This is a genomic window from Chelativorans sp. AA-79 (assembly GCF_029457495.1).
Taxonomy (GTDB): domain Bacteria; phylum Pseudomonadota; class Alphaproteobacteria; order Rhizobiales; family Rhizobiaceae; genus Chelativorans.
In genome coordinates, this window is the sequence record NZ_CP120361.1 from 3,036,383 (window position 1) to 3,052,756 (window position 16,374).

At 63.4% G+C, this 16,374-nt stretch carries 14 protein-coding genes and 1 pseudogene; 8 read left to right on the plus strand and 7 right to left on the minus strand.

Annotation, left to right across the window (positions count from 1 at the left end; all coding sequences use genetic code 11):
• Positions 1-55: 55 nt before the first annotated feature.
• The 3 genes from PVE73_RS14800 to PVE73_RS14810 all read right to left on the minus strand — a co-directional run bounded on the left by PVE73_RS14800 (position 56) and on the right by PVE73_RS14810 (position 4,656).
• Complete coding sequence (locus PVE73_RS14800) at positions 56-973, minus strand: response regulator (RefSeq protein ID WP_277362981.1); 918 nt, start codon at positions 971-973, stop codon at positions 56-58.
• Positions 966-4,337 (minus strand): ATP-binding protein, encoded by a 3,372-nt coding sequence (locus PVE73_RS14805; RefSeq protein ID WP_277362982.1) that lies wholly within the window; start codon positions 4,335-4,337, stop codon positions 966-968. Before PVE73_RS14805 ends, PVE73_RS14800 begins: the two co-directional genes overlap by 8 nt.
• 76 nt (positions 4,338-4,413) lie before the next feature.
• On the minus strand, positions 4,414-4,656 hold the full coding sequence (locus PVE73_RS14810; RefSeq protein ID WP_277362983.1) for a hypothetical protein: 243 nt from the start codon (positions 4,654-4,656) through the stop codon (positions 4,414-4,416).
• Positions 4,657-4,787: 131 nt separating this feature from the next.
• On the opposite strand from PVE73_RS14810, the gene urtA reads away from it, so the two are divergent.
• From urtA to PVE73_RS14845, 7 genes are all read left to right on the plus strand, one after another.
• Positions 4,788-6,011 (plus strand): urea ABC transporter substrate-binding protein, encoded by a 1,224-nt coding sequence (urtA, locus tag PVE73_RS14815; protein ID WP_277367467.1) that lies wholly within the window; start codon positions 4,788-4,790, stop codon positions 6,009-6,011.
• Between the two features lie 220 nt (positions 6,012-6,231).
• The gene (gene urtB / locus PVE73_RS14820) at positions 6,232-7,848 is read left to right on the plus strand and encodes an urea ABC transporter permease subunit UrtB (RefSeq protein WP_277362984.1); all 1,617 of its coding nucleotides are present in this window, start codon (positions 6,232-6,234) and stop codon (positions 7,846-7,848) included.
• Positions 7,845-9,020 carry an urea ABC transporter permease subunit UrtC gene (urtC, locus tag PVE73_RS14825; RefSeq protein ID WP_277362985.1) on the plus strand — a complete coding sequence of 392 codons (1,176 nt, stop codon included), beginning with the start codon at positions 7,845-7,847 and terminating at the stop codon, positions 9,018-9,020. Before urtB ends, urtC begins: the two co-directional genes overlap by 4 nt.
• Before the next feature lie 5 nt (positions 9,021-9,025).
• Complete coding sequence (gene urtD, locus PVE73_RS14830; RefSeq protein WP_277362986.1) at positions 9,026-9,772, plus strand: urea ABC transporter ATP-binding protein UrtD; 747 nt, start codon at positions 9,026-9,028, stop codon at positions 9,770-9,772.
• Positions 9,773-9,774: 2 nt separating this feature from the next.
• Positions 9,775-10,479 carry an urea ABC transporter ATP-binding subunit UrtE gene (gene urtE, locus PVE73_RS14835; RefSeq protein WP_277362987.1) on the plus strand — a complete coding sequence of 235 codons (705 nt, stop codon included), beginning with the start codon at positions 9,775-9,777 and terminating at the stop codon, positions 10,477-10,479.
• A 98-nt stretch (positions 10,480-10,577) separates the two neighbouring features.
• Positions 10,578-11,153, plus strand: coding sequence for a hypothetical protein (locus PVE73_RS14840; RefSeq protein WP_277362988.1), 576 nt, complete (start codon positions 10,578-10,580; stop codon positions 11,151-11,153).
• Between the two features lie 161 nt (positions 11,154-11,314).
• A complete protein-coding gene (locus tag PVE73_RS14845) occupies positions 11,315-11,491 on the plus strand; it encodes a hypothetical protein (protein ID WP_277362989.1) in 177 nt (58 codons plus the stop codon).
• 142 nt (positions 11,492-11,633) lie between these two features.
• On the opposite strand, the gene PVE73_RS14850 is transcribed toward PVE73_RS14845, so the two are convergent.
• Positions 11,634-12,179, minus strand: coding sequence for a DNA-3-methyladenine glycosylase (locus PVE73_RS14850; RefSeq protein ID WP_277362990.1), 546 nt, complete (start codon positions 12,177-12,179; stop codon positions 11,634-11,636).
• A gap of 348 nt (positions 12,180-12,527) precedes the next feature.
• Here PVE73_RS14850 and PVE73_RS14855 point away from each other — a divergent pair.
• Positions 12,528-13,235, plus strand: a pseudogene (locus tag PVE73_RS14855) (transglycosylase domain-containing protein); the annotation flags it as partial.
• Between the two features lie 80 nt (positions 13,236-13,315).
• Here PVE73_RS14855 and PVE73_RS14860 read toward each other — a convergent pair.
• The 3 genes from PVE73_RS14860 to PVE73_RS14870 all read right to left on the minus strand — a co-directional run bounded on the left by PVE73_RS14860 (position 13,316) and on the right by PVE73_RS14870 (position 16,276).
• Complete coding sequence (locus PVE73_RS14860; RefSeq protein WP_277362991.1) at positions 13,316-13,606, minus strand: Dabb family protein; 291 nt, start codon at positions 13,604-13,606, stop codon at positions 13,316-13,318.
• 97 nt (positions 13,607-13,703) lie between these two features.
• Positions 13,704-15,677, minus strand: a complete 1,974-nt coding sequence (locus PVE73_RS14865; protein WP_277362992.1) for a bifunctional 2',3'-cyclic-nucleotide 2'-phosphodiesterase/3'-nucleotidase — start codon at positions 15,675-15,677, stop codon at positions 13,704-13,706.
• 125 nt (positions 15,678-15,802) lie between these two features.
• Complete coding sequence (locus tag PVE73_RS14870; RefSeq protein WP_277362993.1) at positions 15,803-16,276, minus strand: Lrp/AsnC family transcriptional regulator; 474 nt, start codon at positions 16,274-16,276, stop codon at positions 15,803-15,805.
• Positions 16,277-16,374 lie beyond the last annotated feature (98 nt).

Sequence of the window (16,374 nt, forward strand, 5' to 3'; positions counted from 1 at the left end):
GCCGGCCGGCAGCCAATGCGGCCCGTCCCTCATGCGAGTAAAATAGCCCGCCGTTCTAACCGCTCAGCACGTGCATCGCCTTCACGGCAGCGGATGCACGGTTTTCCACGCCCAGCTTCACATAAACCTGTTCGAGATGCTTGTTCACGGTGCGGGGGCTCAACCCAAGCACCTCGCCGATGTCGCGGTTCGACTTGCCGCGCGCGATCCACAAGAGCACTTCGCTTTCCCTCAGCGTCAGGCCGAAATGCTGGCGCAGCATGTCCTCCTGATTCCCCTCGTCCTGCGCAATGAGGCGGAAAAGATGTTCGTCGGGCGCGACAGTGCCAAGACAGACGAGCTGCAACGCGCGGGGGCCGTGGAGCTTCACCGGCAAGCTTTCGCCGACGAGCCCGACGGGGTCACGCCCCGCCAGCCATTCGCGGACCTTCTCCTCGACGATCTGAAGAGATCCCTCGCCCGCTCCCGGCCCGTCCAGAAGCCGGGTCGCCTGTGGGGTGGACCATTGCACCGCCCCCGCGGCGGAAAACGCCATCAGGTGGCGACCGGCGGCATCGAGCGCAACGCGCGCACTCTGGGCGCGGCGAGCATTGGCGAGATGCACGCGCATGCGGGCGCGCAACTCCTCGAGATTGATGGGCTTCGTCAGGAAATCCACACCGCCCGATTCGAGTGCATGCACCACATGCTCGGTTTCCGTCAGCGCCGTCATGAAGATGACCGGCACATGCGCGACACCCGGCAGGATCTTCAGGCGGCGGCAGGTCTCGAATCCGTCCAAGCCGGGCATCACCGCATCCATGAGGATGACGTCGGGCGTGGCCCGCTCGGCGATGCCCAGCGCTGCCTCACCGCTTGTGGCAACGAGCACCGTCACGCCCGCGTTCTCCAGTGTGCGGGTAAGGAAACCCAGCGCCTCGGGCGAATCGTCCACGACCAGCACGATGTCCCCCTCGGGGGCGATTTCACTCATCGGCGCTCACGCTCTCCAGAAGCCTCGTGTATCCGGCGAAGTCATAAACCTCCATATGCGCCCGGAGGCGATCGACAAGGGAGGCGTTTTCGGGTGCAGCGGCAAGCTCTGTCAGCTTGCGGTCGATGCCGCGAACATGGCCGATCCTCCCAAGGCTCAGAAGCTCCCGCACATGCTCTGCGCCGGGCGACTTCAATGCGTGGCCGTTTCCGTCGACAGAGATCGCCGGGTTTTCCTCCCTTCCCTCTTCCAGCCATTCGACTTGCAACTGCGCGGCAATCTTCTCCAGGAGTTGGCGCAGGCTGAAAGGCTTTGCGACGGAGTCATCGTGGCCGGCATCGCGACTCGACCTGGCGATACCATCACCGATATTGGCCGAGAGCATGATGACCGGTGCGGCAACACCCCTTTCCCTGAGCCGCTCCACCAGTTCCCAGCCCGTCATGCCTGGCATGAGGATATCGATGAAGAAGAGGTCCGGACGCACGCCTTCGATCAACGTCAGGCAGTCCGGTCCATCGGAGGCGGTAAGCACCGTGAAATCGAGCGGCTGCAGCATCTGCCGCATCATCTCGCGATGCTCGGCATTGTCGTCCACCACCATGATCGTACGGCGCGGCCCTTTGTAGCCGCGCACGGGACGATCCTGCGCGGCAAGTGCGGCCGGCCGGTCGACTTTGGCAAGCATGAGGCGCACCTGAAACATTGAGCCCCTCCCCGGCTCGCTCTCGACACTGATCTCGCCGCCGAGGGTTTCGGAAAGGAGTCTGGTGATGGTCAGCCCGAGGCCCAGACCGGGGGAAAGGCGGTTGCGCTCGGCCTGGCCGCGCATGAAAGGCTCGAAAATGTGCTCGAGATCTTCAGCCGGAATGCCCGGACCGCTGTCGCTCACCCTGAAGGTCGCCACCTCCGAGCGGTAGAGAATGGCGAAATCCACATGGCCGCTATCGGTGAACTTCATGGCATTGGAGAGAAGGTTGACGAGGATCTGACGCAGGCGCTTCTCGTCCGTGCGCACGTAATGCGGCAGGCTCGGGTCGCGTTCGTGGCGGAATGTCAGGCCCTTGGCTTCGGCCTGAAGGCGGAACATGCCGACAATCTGATCGAGGAAATCGGACAGGTTGATCTCGTTGGAATAGACTTGGAGCCTTCCGGCCTCGATCTTGGAGATGTCGAGCAGGCCATCGATGAGGCCGGAGAGATGCTCGGCGCTGCGGCGGATGACCTTGATGGAAGAGCGCCAGGGCATAGGTGCGTCCTCCTCGCGCTCCAATATCTGTGCATAGCCCAACACCGCGTTGAGCGGGGTGCGCAACTCGTGGGAAAGGCCGACGACGTAGCGGCTCTTGGCCTGGTTGGCGGCCTCCGCCTTCTCCTTGGCGTGCTGCAACGCCGCATCCGTCTTGCGGTGCGCGGCGATCTCGCGCAGCAAAAGCGTGTTTTGCCTGGCGCTCTCCTCCTCCGCGATCCTGCGGCTGTCGTGCGCCAGGACCAGGAACCAGGTGACGATGCCCGCCACTACGCAGAAGACAAAGAAGACCACGGCGATCGTACCGCCCACCACCTCCGCCGTCTCCGGCGCCACCTCCGTAGCGAAGGAATAGACGAGCGCGAGGATGGCGGCGATGAGCGCCACGGCGAAGGCCATCGCCATGGCGAAACGGCCGAGACGGGTCTGGAGCTTCCCGACCGCCCAGGCGGGCAGCAGGCCCTCGGCGAGGCTCATCGCTTGCGCCCGCACATTGGCCTTGGGCTTGCAGAGGTCGTGGCACCGCGCGTCGAGCGAGCAGCAGAGCGAACAGATGGGCGCGGCGTAGGCCGGGCACCAGGCCATGTCCTCCGGTTCGAACGGGTGCTCGCAGATAGAGCAGGTGATGGCACCCTCGCCCGCCCAGGTCTTGCGCGGCTTGCGCGCCAGATAATATTTGCCGCCGGTGGCATAGGCGATGGCCGGGGCCGCGATGAAGGCGGTGATGAGCGCTATATAGGGGGCGAGCGCGGCGGCCATTTCGCCGAAGGCGCCGAAATGGGCGGCAAGCGCGATGCCCGCCGACAGCGCCATGGAGCCGAGGCCGACGGGGTTGATGTCGTAGAGATGCGCGCGCTTGAATTCGATGCCTGGCGGGGCAAGGCCGAGCGGCTTGTTGACGAAAAGATCGGCCGAGACCGTGCAAAGCCAGGCCATGGCAACGATAGAGAAAGTGGCAAGCGTGGCTTCTAGCAGGCGATAGATGCCGAGTTCCATGAGGAGGAGCGCGATGGCGACGTTGAAGAGAAGCCAGACGACGCGACCGGGGTGGCTGTGGGTGAGGCGCGAGAAAAAATTCGACCAGGCGAGCGAGCCCGCATAGGCGTTCATCACGTTGATCTTGAGCTGCGAGACGACCACGAAGACGGCCATCAGCACCAGCGCCAGGGTCTCGTCGGGGATCATGTAGCCGAAGGCCGCGGCATACATCTGCGCCGGCTCTGATGCGTACTCGACCGGTACGCCCGTCGAAAGCACCAGCACCGCCAGGAACGAGCCAGCCAGAAGCTTCGGCGCGCCGACCACCACCCAGCCGGGACCGGCGAGAAAAACGCCGAGGCGGTGGCGCTTCTGCGCAGGGGCCCCGGGCGGCAGGAAGCGCAGGAAATCAACCTGTTCGCCGATCTGCGTCATCAGGGCGAGAATGACGGCGGAGGCGGCTCCGAACTTCGCCACCTCCAGAACCGGGATGCTGCCCGAGGCCTGGTGGATGCCAGGAAAAGCGCGCCAGAGGTCGAACTTCTCCCAATCCATGAAGGCGATAAAGAGAAAGGGCAGGATGTTGAGCACGATCCAGACAGGCTGGGTCAGAAGCTGGAAACGGCTGATGAGTTTCACGCCGTGGGTGACCAGCGGGATCACCACCACGGCGCTGACGATATAGCCGATCCAGAGCGGCAGGCCGAAGGCGAGCTGCAAGGCGCCCGACATGATCGAGGCTTCGATTGCGAACAGGATGAAGGTGAAACTCGCATAGACGAGCGAGGTGATGGTGGAGCCGATGTAACCGAAGCCCGCGCCGCGCGTCAGGAGATCGATGTCGAGCCCGTGGCGTGCCGCATAACGGGAGATCGGCATGCCCACGGCCAGGATTGCGGTCGAGGCGACGAGGACGGCAGCGATGGCGTTGACGGTGCCGTAGGAAAGCGTAATCGCCCCGCCGATCGCCTCCAGCGCCAGGAAGGAGATGGCGCCGATGGCGGTCTGCGAGATGCGCTGGCTGGAAAAGCGCCGTGCGCTCTTGGCGGTGAAGCGCAACGCATAATCCTCGAGCGTCTGGTTCGCCACCCAGCGGTTATACTCGCGTCTGATGGGTAGTATCCGCTGCCGCGCCATACCTGTTCGATGTCCCCGCTGGCTGACCCCTTTCCACGGGATAGATGACTACTTTTTGATCAGTTCTGCAACATGCTTAAAAATTGGACGGACAGCTTGGCGCGGAAAGGGATTTGCCCTTGACGACGCAGGCGCAGCCAGTCCCTGCGCCTGCGGGCAGGCAGGCAGCGGCACCAAACCTGAGCTCCATTACAATAATGGCCGATAGGTACAGCGTGTCGATCGCCTGCACGTCTGTCCACGCAATCACGCGGGCATCGGGCGATGGACGCAAGCCTGCACCTACGTTGTTCGACGTATAGGAACTCTCCGCGCCCATCTGCAAAGTTCCCTTCGGCCAGAAACACCTTTCGGCCCACCGATCCTTTGAGGGGAACTGACATGAGCATGAAATTCACCCGCCGCGCGGTCCTGGCGACGGTGCTCGGCGCAGCATGCCTTCCGGCAGGAATGGCCTTCGCCCAGGACGACACGATCAAGGTCGGCGTCCTCCACTCACTCTCGGGCACCATGGCGATCTCCGAGACGACGCTGAAGGACACGATGCTCTTCCTTATCGACGAGCAGAACAAGAAGGGCGGCCTTCTGGGCAAGAAGCTGGAGGCCGTTGTGGTGGACCCGGCTTCCGACTGGCCGCTCTTTGCCGAGAAGGCGCGCGAGTTGATCTCGGTGGACAAAGTGGCGGCCGTGTTCGGCTGCTGGACCTCCGTCAGCCGTAAATCCGTGCTGCCGGTCTTCGAGGAGCTCAACTCCATCCTCTTCTACCCCGTGCAGTACGAGGGCGAGGAGAGCCAGCGCAACGTCTTCTACACGGGTGCGGCGCCCAACCAGCAGGCCATTCCCGCCGTCGACTACCTGATGAACGAGGAAGGGGTGGAGCGCTGGGTGCTGGCCGGCACCGACTATGTCTATCCGCGCACGACCAACAAGATCCTCGAGCAATATCTGATGGACAAGGGCGTGGCCGCCGAGGACATCATGATCAACTACACGCCGTTCAGCCATTCCGACTGGCAGACGATCGTCTCCGACATCAAGGCCTTCGGCTCGGCGGGCAAGAAGACGGCGGTGGTTTCCACCATCAATGGCGATGCCAACGTGCCGTTCTACAAGGAGCTTGCCAATCAGGGCATAGCGGCGGAAGACATCCCGGTCGTGGCCTTCTCCGTCGGCGAAGAGGAGTTGGCCGGCATCGACACCGAACCGCTGGTGGGACATCTCGCCGCCTGGAACTACTTCCAGTCCGTCGACACGCCGGAGAATGAGGAATTCATCGCCAAGTGGCGCGAATTCACCGGCAAGCAAGACCGCGTGACCAACGATCCGATGGAAGCACATGTGATCGGCTTCAATCTCTGGGTCCAGGCGGTCGAGAAGGCAGGCACCACCGACACCGACGCCGTGCTCGACGCCATCATCGGGCTAGAGACCCCCAACCTGACGGGCGGCGTGGCCAAGATGCTCCCCAACCACCACATCACCAAGCCGGTACTGATCGGCGAGATCCAGGACGACGGGCAGTTCGAGGTGGTGTGGGAGACGGAAGATCTGGTGCCCGGCGATGCCTGGTCGGACTTCCTGCCGGAATCGAAGATGATCGAGGCGGATTGGACCGCTCCGATCAACTGCGGGAACTACAACACCGAGACGAAGAGCTGCGGCGGCGCGAGCTGATTTGTTTGGGGTGCGGCGAAGGCTGTGTCCCGTTACCCCCCTCTGCCCTGCCGGGCATCTCCCCCTCAAGGGGGAGATTGGCTATCAAAACTGTCTTCGCCAATCGCCAGCGCTGCAGAATGCGCGGAACCTGGCGGACGGCCGATCTCCCCCCTTGAGGGGGTGATGTCCGGCAGGACAGAGGGGGCGTGAAGGAGCCCGCAGTTCCAAGGAAAACACGATGCACCTGCTCCGTTTCGTCCACAAATTCCTTATTGCGCTGGCGCTGCTCCTCGCCGCTCTACCTGGTGCCCTGGCGCAGGACGTCGAAGCCCTCGTCAACGCCCTCCCCGAAGGCAGCTACTCCGACCGGGAGAAGGTGATCTTCGATCTTGCCGCCACCGGGGACGACCGCCTGGCAGGCCTTTTGAACGCGCTCGGCGAAGGCGATCTCTATGTACGGGAAGAGGATGGCCGCGTGGTGGTCGCCAGGCGCGCCGGCGAGGACTATGCACTGAGCGACCCGCTTTCGGGCGAGGCGCTGGGCACTGCCCCCTCCTCCGATCTCGACAAGATCCGCGTCAACAACCGCCTGCGCCGCGCCATCCGCAGCGCCATCGGGCAGCTTACGCTTATGAGCCCCAGCCCGTCCGTCCGCCTGACGGCAGCGCGGAGTCTGCTCCGGAACGCCGATCCGGACGCGCTGGAGCTGCTGGATGAGGCGTTGGCCGCCGAGACGGATGCCGGCGTGAAGGCCGTGATGGAGCTTGCGCGGGCCACCACGATCCTGAAGACCGATGCCGCGATCGAGGAGAAGACCGCAGCGATAGACACGCTCACCGCCCGCGGCAACCGCGAGGCGCTTGGCGTGTTGACCAATTCGCTCACCGATGCCCCACCGGAGCTGATACCCGCCATCGAGCGAGGCATTGACCATATCGAGGACAGACTCGCCATGTGGGATGGCCTGCAGAATGTCTGGTACGGTCTGTCGCTCGGCTCCGTTCTGCTCCTGGCGGCCATCGGACTTGCCATCACCTTCGGTGTGATGGGCGTCATCAACATGGCACACGGGGAGATCGTCATGCTCGGCGCCTACACCACCTTCGCCGTGCAGCAGGTGATCCGCACCTCCTTCCCTGGCCTGTTCGATTATTCGCTCGCCATCGCCCTCCCCCTCGCCTTCCTTGTCACGGCCCTTGTCGGCATCGCCATCGAGCGCGGCATCATCCGCTGGCTCTACGGGAGACCGCTGGAGACGCTGCTCGCGACCTGGGGCCTGAGCCTCATCCTGCAGCAGACGGTGCGCACCATCTTCGGGCCGAACAATCGGGAGGTGGGGAACCCAAGCTGGATGTCCGGGGCTTTCGAACTGGGCGGGCTGTCGATCACCTGGAACCGGATGTGGATCGTCGTCTTCGCGCTGGTCGTCTTTGCCGTTCTGCTGGCCGTGCTGAACCGTACGCCGCTGGGGCTGCAGATGCGGGCGGTGACGCAGAACCGGCGCATGGCCTCCTCCATGGGCATCCGAACGCCCTGGGTGGACGCCATGACCTTCGGGCTCGGCTCGGGAATCGCCGGCATGGCGGGCGTGGCCTTGAGCCAGATCGACAATGTCTCGCCCAATCTCGGCCAAAGCTACATCATCGACAGCTTCATGGTCGTCGTCTTCGGCGGCGTGGGCAATCTGTGGGGCACGCTGGTGGGCGCCCTGACGCTGGGCGTGGTGAACAAGTTCCTCGAGCCTTATGCCGGCGCGGTGCTGGCGAAGATATTCATCCTCGTCTTCATCATCCTCTTCATCCAGCGGCGCCCGCGCGGGCTGTTCGCGCTCAAGGGCCGGGCGGTGGACGCATGATCACGAAGACACTCCTGCGCGCCGTGGACGGCAAGGCAATCTGGGTGGTGGCGATCCTGCTTCTGGTCGCCGTCGCCGTGCCCGCGTCGAACCTCTATCTGCCCGCAGGCCATCCGCTGCGCGTGCCGAACCACTTCGTGCCGCTGTTCGGGAAGTATCTGACTTATGCCATGCTGGCGCTGGCGCTCGACCTGGTGTGGGGCTATTGCGGCATCCTCTCGCTCGGCCACGGCGCCTTCTTCGCGCTCGGCGGCTATGCGATGGGCATGTACCTTATGCGCCAGATCGGCGACCGCGGGGTCTATGCGAACCCGGTGCTGCCCGATTTCATGGTATTCCTGAACTATAAGGAGCTGCCCTGGTTCTGGCACGGCTTCGACATGTTCTGGTTCGCCGCCCTCATGGCAGTGCTGGTGCCGGGGCTGCTCGCCTTCACCTTCGGCTGGTTCGCCTTCCGCTCCCGCGTCACCGGCGTCTATCTCTCCATCATCACCCAGGCGATGACCTATGCCCTCATGCTTGCCTTCTTCCGCAACGATATGGGCTTCGGCGGCAACAACGGCCTGACGGATTTCAAGGACATTCTCGGCGCGCCCATCCAGGCGAGCGCGACGCGGGCGGCACTCTTCGCGGCCTCGGCCATCGCGCTGGCGCTTTCCTTCATCGTCTGCTCGACCATCGTGAACTCCAAGCTCGGCAAGGTGCTGGTCGCCGTGCGCGACGCGGAAAGCCGGACGCGCTTCCTGGGCTACCGGGTGGACCGCTACAAGCTCTTCGCCTTCACTGCGTCGGCCATCATGGCCGGCGTCGCCGGGGCGCTTTACGTGCCGCAGGTGGGCATCATCAATCCGGGCGAGTTCGCCCCGGCGAATTCCATCGAGGTCGTGATCTGGACCGCCGTCGGCGGGCGCGGGACGCTTGTCGGCCCGATCTTCGGCGCGGTGCTGGTGAACGCCGGCAAGTCCTGGTTCACCGGAGTCTTCCCCGAATTCTGGCTGTTCGCGCTGGGCGGGCTGTTCGTGGCCGTGACGCTCTTCCTGCCCAAGGGCATTGTCGGGACCATCAGCCAGGGCTGGTCAGCGCTGCAGGCCCGCCACACCTCGGCAGACGCGGAAGACGGAACGGCGGATGCTCCGACCACGGCAAGCCTCGAACCTTCGCCGGCGGAGTGAGCGTGATGAGCGACAAGAACGCACTTCTCTATCTCAACGGCGTCTCCGTCTCCTTCGACGGCTTCAAGGCGATCAACAATCTCTCGCTTATCGTGGAACACGGCGAGCTACAGGCCATCATCGGCCCCAACGGGGCGGGCAAGACGACGATGATGGACATCGTCACCGGCAAGACGCGGCCGGACGAGGGCGAGGTCTTTTTCGAGGGCGGCACCGACCTCACCCGGCTCGATGAGGCGGCCATCGCCGAGCTTGGCATCGGCCGGAAGTTCCAGAAGCCGACGGTCTTCGAGAGCCATACGGTGTGGGATAATCTGCAGCTGGCACTGAAGAAGCCGCGCGATGTCTTTTCCGCATGGTTCTACCATCCTTCTGACGTGGACATGACACGTCTGGAGGAAATCCTGGCCACCATCCGGCTGACCAGGCGCAGGAACGAGCTGGCGGCAAATCTCAGCCACGGCCAAAAGCAATGGCTCGAGATCGGGATGCTGCTCGCGCAGGACCCGAAGCTCTTGCTCGTCGACGAGCCGGTGGCCGGCATGACGGATGCCGAGACGGTGGAAACGGCGAAGCTCCTCAAGGAGATCGCCAGGTCACGTTCCGTGATCGTCGTCGAGCACGATATGAGCTTCATCCGCGACCTTGCCGCGCGCGTCACCGTGCTGGCCGAAGGTTCGGTGCTGGCGCAGGGCAGCCTCGATCATGTCAGCACCGATCCTCGAGTCATCGAAAGCTATCTGGGGAGATGAGCATGGCAACAGCGCTTATCGTCGAGGGCATCGACCTCTATTACGGAGCGGCCCGCGCGCTCAAATCCGTCAGCGTGGAAGCAAAGCCCGCCGCCATAACCGCTGTCCTCGGCCGCAACGGAGTGGGCAAATCCTCACTGCTCAGGGCCATCGCCGGCATACAACCCGTGGCCAAGGGTGAAATCCGCTTCGACGGCGCGGTCCTTGGCAAGGCGCCCCCCTATCGCCGCGCGCGCCTCGGTCTCGGCTATGTGCCTCAGGGCCGGGAGATCTTCCCGCTGCTTACGGTCAAGGAAAACCTCCAGACAGGCTTTTCCACCCTGCCCTCCGGGCAGCGATCCGTTCCCGATACGGTGTTCGACCTTTTTCCCGTACTGAAAGACATGCTTTCCAGGCGGGGCGGCGACCTCTCCGGTGGCCAGCAGCAGCAACTGGCGATCGGCAGGGCACTGGTGACGCGGCCGAAAGTGCTGATCCTCGACGAGCCGACCGAAGGCATCCAGCCCTCCATCATCAAGGATATCGGCCGTGCGCTCCAGTTCCTGCGCGACGAGTTGAAGATGACTATCCTGCTGGTCGAACAGTATCTCGATTTCTGCCGCGAACTCGCCGACGGCATCTACATCATGGACCGCGGAGAAATCCTGCATTCGGGCCCAGCCGCCGATCTCGAACGGCCCGAGGTGAAGCGCCACCTGATGGTGTGAATGGGCCGGCCATCCGCCTTGGCGTGGCGATTAACCTTTCGCTAAGGGGAACGTTAGGATTTTCCCGATAGCGGTTGCGCAAAAGTGGAGTTTTTGCCATGCGCGCCGCTGCCCTGCTCTTGCTGCTCGCACTCGGCGGGTGTGCCAGTGCCCCCAGCAACATCAACAACGTCTGTGCAGTCTTCGACCAGAAGGACGGCTGGTTCAACAATTGGTACAGCGCCGCCAAACGCACCGAACGGACCTATGGGGTTCCGGTCCCCGTTCTGATGGCGACGATCCGCGTGGAGTCCGGCTACAAAGCGCATGCAAGGCCGCCCCGCAAGAAGCTTCTCGGCTTCATTCCATGGAAGCGCCCGTCGACCGCCTATGGCTATTCCCAGGCGCTCAACGGCACCTGGACACAGTATAAACAGGAAACCGGCAGATGGGCCGCCGACCGCAACGACTTCAGCGATGCGGTCGATTTCGTCGGCTGGTATCATCGGCAAAGTCACCTGCGCAACGGAATCGCGCTGAATGATGCCTATAACCTCTATCTCGCCTACTACGCCGGCCAGGCCGGTTATGCGCAGGGAGGGTGGAAAAACAACTCCCACATAAAATCCGCGGCACAGAGAGCCGCCAGCATGGCCAACCAATACGCAGCCCAGATCCGCAGTTGCTCGTTGTAGTGGTCCCAAGGAGGGAACCAGTTGCATGCCGGCTGCGTTCGAGTCAGGATCAGGCATGTCCCTCTTGCAGGCGAGTGCTTCCGGGGCTAGGCGGCCCAAATCGACGCAGGGATCGGCTGCGGGAATGTTGCAGCGTTCTTTGCCGGATTTGAGGAACGAGGATGGCGGCTCCAGACACAAAAGATACTTCCTCGCCCAAGGAGATCTCCCTCAGCGCAGTGGAGGAGGCGCAGCTTCGGGCATGGGTCGATGCGGGCTATATGTCGCCCGACGAATACAGGGCCGAGATGGACCGGCGGCGCAGCGAACAAAGAACGAAGCGAGGCGAAAGCCGGTAGAAGCCGATCGAACATGCCGCGGCCGCGGAAACCCGTAGCGGCATCGATGTTTTGCCAGAAAAAACGGTATTTCCTGTCGGCCTGCAACCTTTACGGCGTGGATCCGCGCTCTTGAACCCGGCTTCAAACATTCGGCCTGTCGTCAGAACCTGCGGCTGACAAAGTCGGATCCCTGCAGGCCGAAGCGCCATTCGACCTCAGCCGCACGGGAAATGCCGATCCGCGGACCGGTCACGACCGACGCTCCGTACCCGTCCAGGATCAGCTTGAACGGCGGGCGGTCGAGCTTCGCTCCATCCATGGATCCATCTATCCCGAGCGCCTCGCCCACGCGGCCCGGCCCGGAGCACAGGTTCTTCAGCACCGTCGTGCGCCGGCGCTCCTGCATCAGTTCGATGCCGGAGACGGGCTGCAGGGCGCGGATGAGAACGGCGCTGCCCGGCAGACAGACGAAATTCAGGCACCAGTGGATCCCGTAGGAACGATAGACATAGGCGTGCGCCGAGGGGCCGAACATCGCCTTGTTGCGGGCTGTAGGTCCGCGGAAACTGTGCGAAGCGGGATCTTCGCGTTCATAGGCCTCCGTCTCCACGATCACGCCGCCGGCGGGACCGACGAACAGCTCGGCGCCGATCAGGTCTTTTGCCACATCATAGGATGGTCGGGAGAAAAAGCGCGTCAGCGACATGCTTCCTCGGTATGAGCGGGTAAGGTGCGTCATCCCATTGCAGCCGAAGGCCCAGGCGTCAACTCCACCCTCGCCCGCATTCACCGAAACGTTGGTTGCCATCGCGCAACCGATTACGCCTATGTCCCGTTGGAGTCCTTTAGACGGCAGCCACGCCCAGCTTCGGGGGCAAAACGAGGAGACCCACATATGGCGGAGGCGGCCGGCAGCTCTGACAACGGGAATGGCGGCGAAGGCCGCGGCCGCCGCGCTCCCGGCAAGGATCCGGCCTTGAGACGAGCCGGACTCGAAACCTCCCGGGAGCGTGCCAAGCATCCATCTGCGGCATCGCAGCATGCCTCCGGTGCCATGAACCGCATCTTGCGCGGCATTCTCCTCGTTCTGGTGGCGGGCTTCGCCGCCGTTGCCGCCCTCCTCGCGTGGGCTCTGCAGGATACCCCCTGGCAGGAGATCATGGACGGTTCGCTGCAGCCGGCATCGGCGCAGCAGAGTGCATCATCTCATACGTCTTTGGAGGTGTTCCCGCAGCATCTTGTCGATGCCGTGCTGGCCGTGGAGGATCGCCGCTTCTACGACCATTTCGGCCTCGACCCGAGGGGCATAGCGCGCGCTCTGGTGAGCAACATCCGCGCCGGCGCGATCGTCGAGGGCGGCAGCACGATCACGCAGCAACTCGTCAAGATCGCCTATCTCCAGCATGAGCGCACCTTCAAGCGGAAGATACAGGAAGCCGTGGTCGCCGTGTGGCTGGAATACAAGCTCGGCAAGAACGAGATCCTCGCGCGCTATCTCAATCACATTTATCTCGGGGCCGGCGCCACGGGAATGCCGGCGGCGGCACGCATCTATTTCCGCAAGGATGTGAGCGACCTGAACCTCGCCGAATCGGCCATGCTCGCGGGCCTGATCCGGGCGCCTTCCCTGCTCAACCCGATCGACAATCCCGAGGGCGCGCGCAGACGTGCCGAACTGGTGCTCGACCTCATGGTTGCCGATGACAAGATTACCCGCGCGGAGGCCGAACGGGCGAAACGGCAATATGCAGGGCTAAATCCGGCGAAACCCGCCAGGCGCGCCTTTGCGAGTTCTGCCACGCGCTCTTCGGGGGATCACACGCGCAGCACCGGGGAGATGCCTTACGCTTTCGATACAAAATCCGCCGCGATTCGCAGTTCCCGCAGCGGCCGCACTTTGGCGGTCGTCTCAGCATAGATCGGATGCGCCTTGTAGGCGGCGAGCGCCGCCTCGTCACGGAATTCCGCGTAGACGACAACGTCCACATCCGTTCCGAGCTGATCCACTTTCCGGTTCAAGCCGATCTCGAAGAAGTCGCTGTGCGGGATCCTGGCAAGTCCGTTCAGATCCTCTGCGATGCGGTCGATGTCCTCACGCCTTGCGGCGCTGAAAAAGACGATGTGTCGAATCACGGCTCCGCCTCCAGGCTGCTGGCGGCAAACTCGTCCCCGAGCAGAAAATGTCAATGCCGCAGAGGGTCGCGCCTTGCAGGCGCGCCCGTTCGGCGAGTCAAAGCGTGATGCGGTAGCGGGCGAAGCCCTCCTGTCCCTCGCCGGCCGGCTCTATCTTCACGCCTTTCACATCCGACGCGAACGTCGCCGCCTTCGGACCCGTCTCGAACAGAACGGTCGTGCCCTCCAGCGGCTTGAACGTCCAGTTCGCATCTGCCGAAGGATTGATCGTCCCCTCTTCCACGATGTAGCGCACGATCACGTCGCGGTTCGTATCCGGCGCCTCGAAGATCACCTTGTCCGGCCCGATGCCGGGGAAATGGCCGCCGCCACCCGCCCGGTAATTGTTCGTGGCCACCACGAATTTCTGTTCCGGATCGATGGGTTTTCCGTCGAACATCAGGTCCGTGATGCGGTGCGCATCCGCATTGGCAAGCTCGCCTTCCGACGAATAGCGCGCCGCCTGGCTCAAATCGATCTTGTAGGTCACCCCGTCGATCACGTCGAAATTGTAGGACGGGAAGGACGTGTTGATCAGCGGCTGGTCGGCCTTGCCGGGGTCGACCTGGTTGAAGATGCCGGCCGACATCTCCAGCCACTCCTTCACATCCGCCCCGGTGATCAGCACCGCCTGCACCGTGTTGGGGTAGAGGTAGAGATCGGCCACGTGCTTGATCGCCACGTCGCCCGCCGGCACGTCGGTGTAATAGTCCGGCCCGCCGCGCCCGCCGGCCTTGAAGGGAGCCGCGGCCGAAAGCACGGAAAGGTCCTTGTGCGGCCCGTCCTTCAGCATCTCCTTGATGTACCAGACCTGCGCCTGCGCCACGATCTGCACGGAAGGATCGTCCGCCACCAGCGCGAAATAGGAATGCAGCGGTGTCGCCGTCTTGCCCACCGGCGTGCGCACATAGGCGAGCGTGGCCTCGTGCTCCGCACGCGCGGCCTCTTCCACCTCCGCCTTGCTTTCCACGGTGGGCTCCACATTGCGCTCAACGCGCGTGAAGATGGGCCGCGCCTCGCTGGTCGAGCCGATGATGCGCCAGGCATTGCCGTCGCGCTCCAGCATCAGGTCGATCAGCCCCAGATGCGAGCCCCAGAAGCCGCCCATCACGCCGGGCTTGCCGCCGATCAGGCCCTTGGCGCTGTCCACGCCCACCACGCCCTCGAACTTGGGCCCGGGGAAATCCAGATGGCTGTGGCCGGTCACGATGGCGTCTATCCCGTCGACGCCTGCAAGCAGCAGCGAAGCGTTCTCCAGGTTCTCCTCATACTGCGCCGGCCCCACGCCCGAATGGGACAGCGCGATGATGAGCTCCGCGCCCTCCTCCTTCATCTGCGGCACCCAGGCCTCGGCTGACTTCACGATGTCGCGCGTCATCGCCTTGCCTGTCAGTTGCCGCGCGTCCCAAGTCATGATCTGCGGCGGCACGAAGCCGATGAGGCCGATGCGGATCGAATGCTCCTCCCCCGCCCCGTCGGTGAGCTTCTTGTCGAGGATCACGTAGGGCTTGAGGAAAAGCTCGTCGTCCCGCGGGTTCGCCGCCAGTGTCCCCTTGGTCAGGTTGGCACACACGAACGGGAAATTCGCCCCCGCCAGCACCTTGAACATGAAGTCGAGCCCGTAATTGAACTCGTGGTTGCCAAGCGTCGAGCATTCATAGCCCAGCGTGTTCATGGCCTTGACGACCGGATGAACGTCCCCCTCCTTCATGCCCCGCTCATAGGCGATGTAGTCACCCATCGGGTTGCCCTGCAGGAAGTCGCCGTTGTCGACCAGCATCGAGTTCGTCGCCTCGGCGCGGATCTGGTCGATGATCGAAGCCGTGCGGGCGAGCCCCATCGTGTCGTTCGGCTTGTCGGCGTAGTAGTCATACGGAAACACATGCACGTGCAAGTCCGTCGTCTCCATGATGCGCAGGTGTGCCTGGTCGGCGGCGGCGCGCGCGGAGAAGGGATGCAGCGCGAGCAGGGCGCCGGAGGCGGCAGCGCCTGACAGAAACGAGCGTCGGGAAATGGGATGAAGGGCGTCCACGAATCTTCTCCTCTGGATGAAGGCTGTTCTCGTTAGGGCATTTGCCCGTGGTCGAGAAGTGTCGCGCTGGAAGGATATCCAGTCCAGCAGATTCCGGTGACAGAGCGATGACCCGCGCCCTGCCCTCAGGCCATCTCCGGGCGGATTCCGATGGCTGTCCGGTCGACCACTTCCCGCAACGCGAAGGAGGAATTGATCTTGATGACATGCGGCATGCCGGTCAGCCATTCCTTGTGGATGCGTTCATAGTCTTCCAGGTCGCGGGCGGCGATCCGGAGGATGTAATCGTACTCACCCGACATCAGATGACAGGAGAGCACATTGGGGCAGCGCTTCACGGCAGCTTCGAACTCCGACAGCGTTTTCTCGAACTGACCTGAGAGCGAGATATGCACGATGACCGTCATCCTGTGGCCGAGCGCCACGTTGGAAATCTGGGCGTGATAGCCTTTGATCACACCCGATTTTTCCAGGTTGTCGAGCCTGCGCGAGCAAGCCGATTGTGAGAGCCCGACCTTCTCCGCCAGTGCGGCATTGGGCATGCGCCCGTCTTGCTGGAGGGCGTCCAGAATAGCAATATCAATCCTGTCGAGCCGCATCTTTCGTACTTCCTCCCTGATCGCCCCCCTATTACGCAAGAAATAACGAAACAGGCCGCCCCGGGCAAACATATTCGCAAGGACCTGCGAGCCGGTTT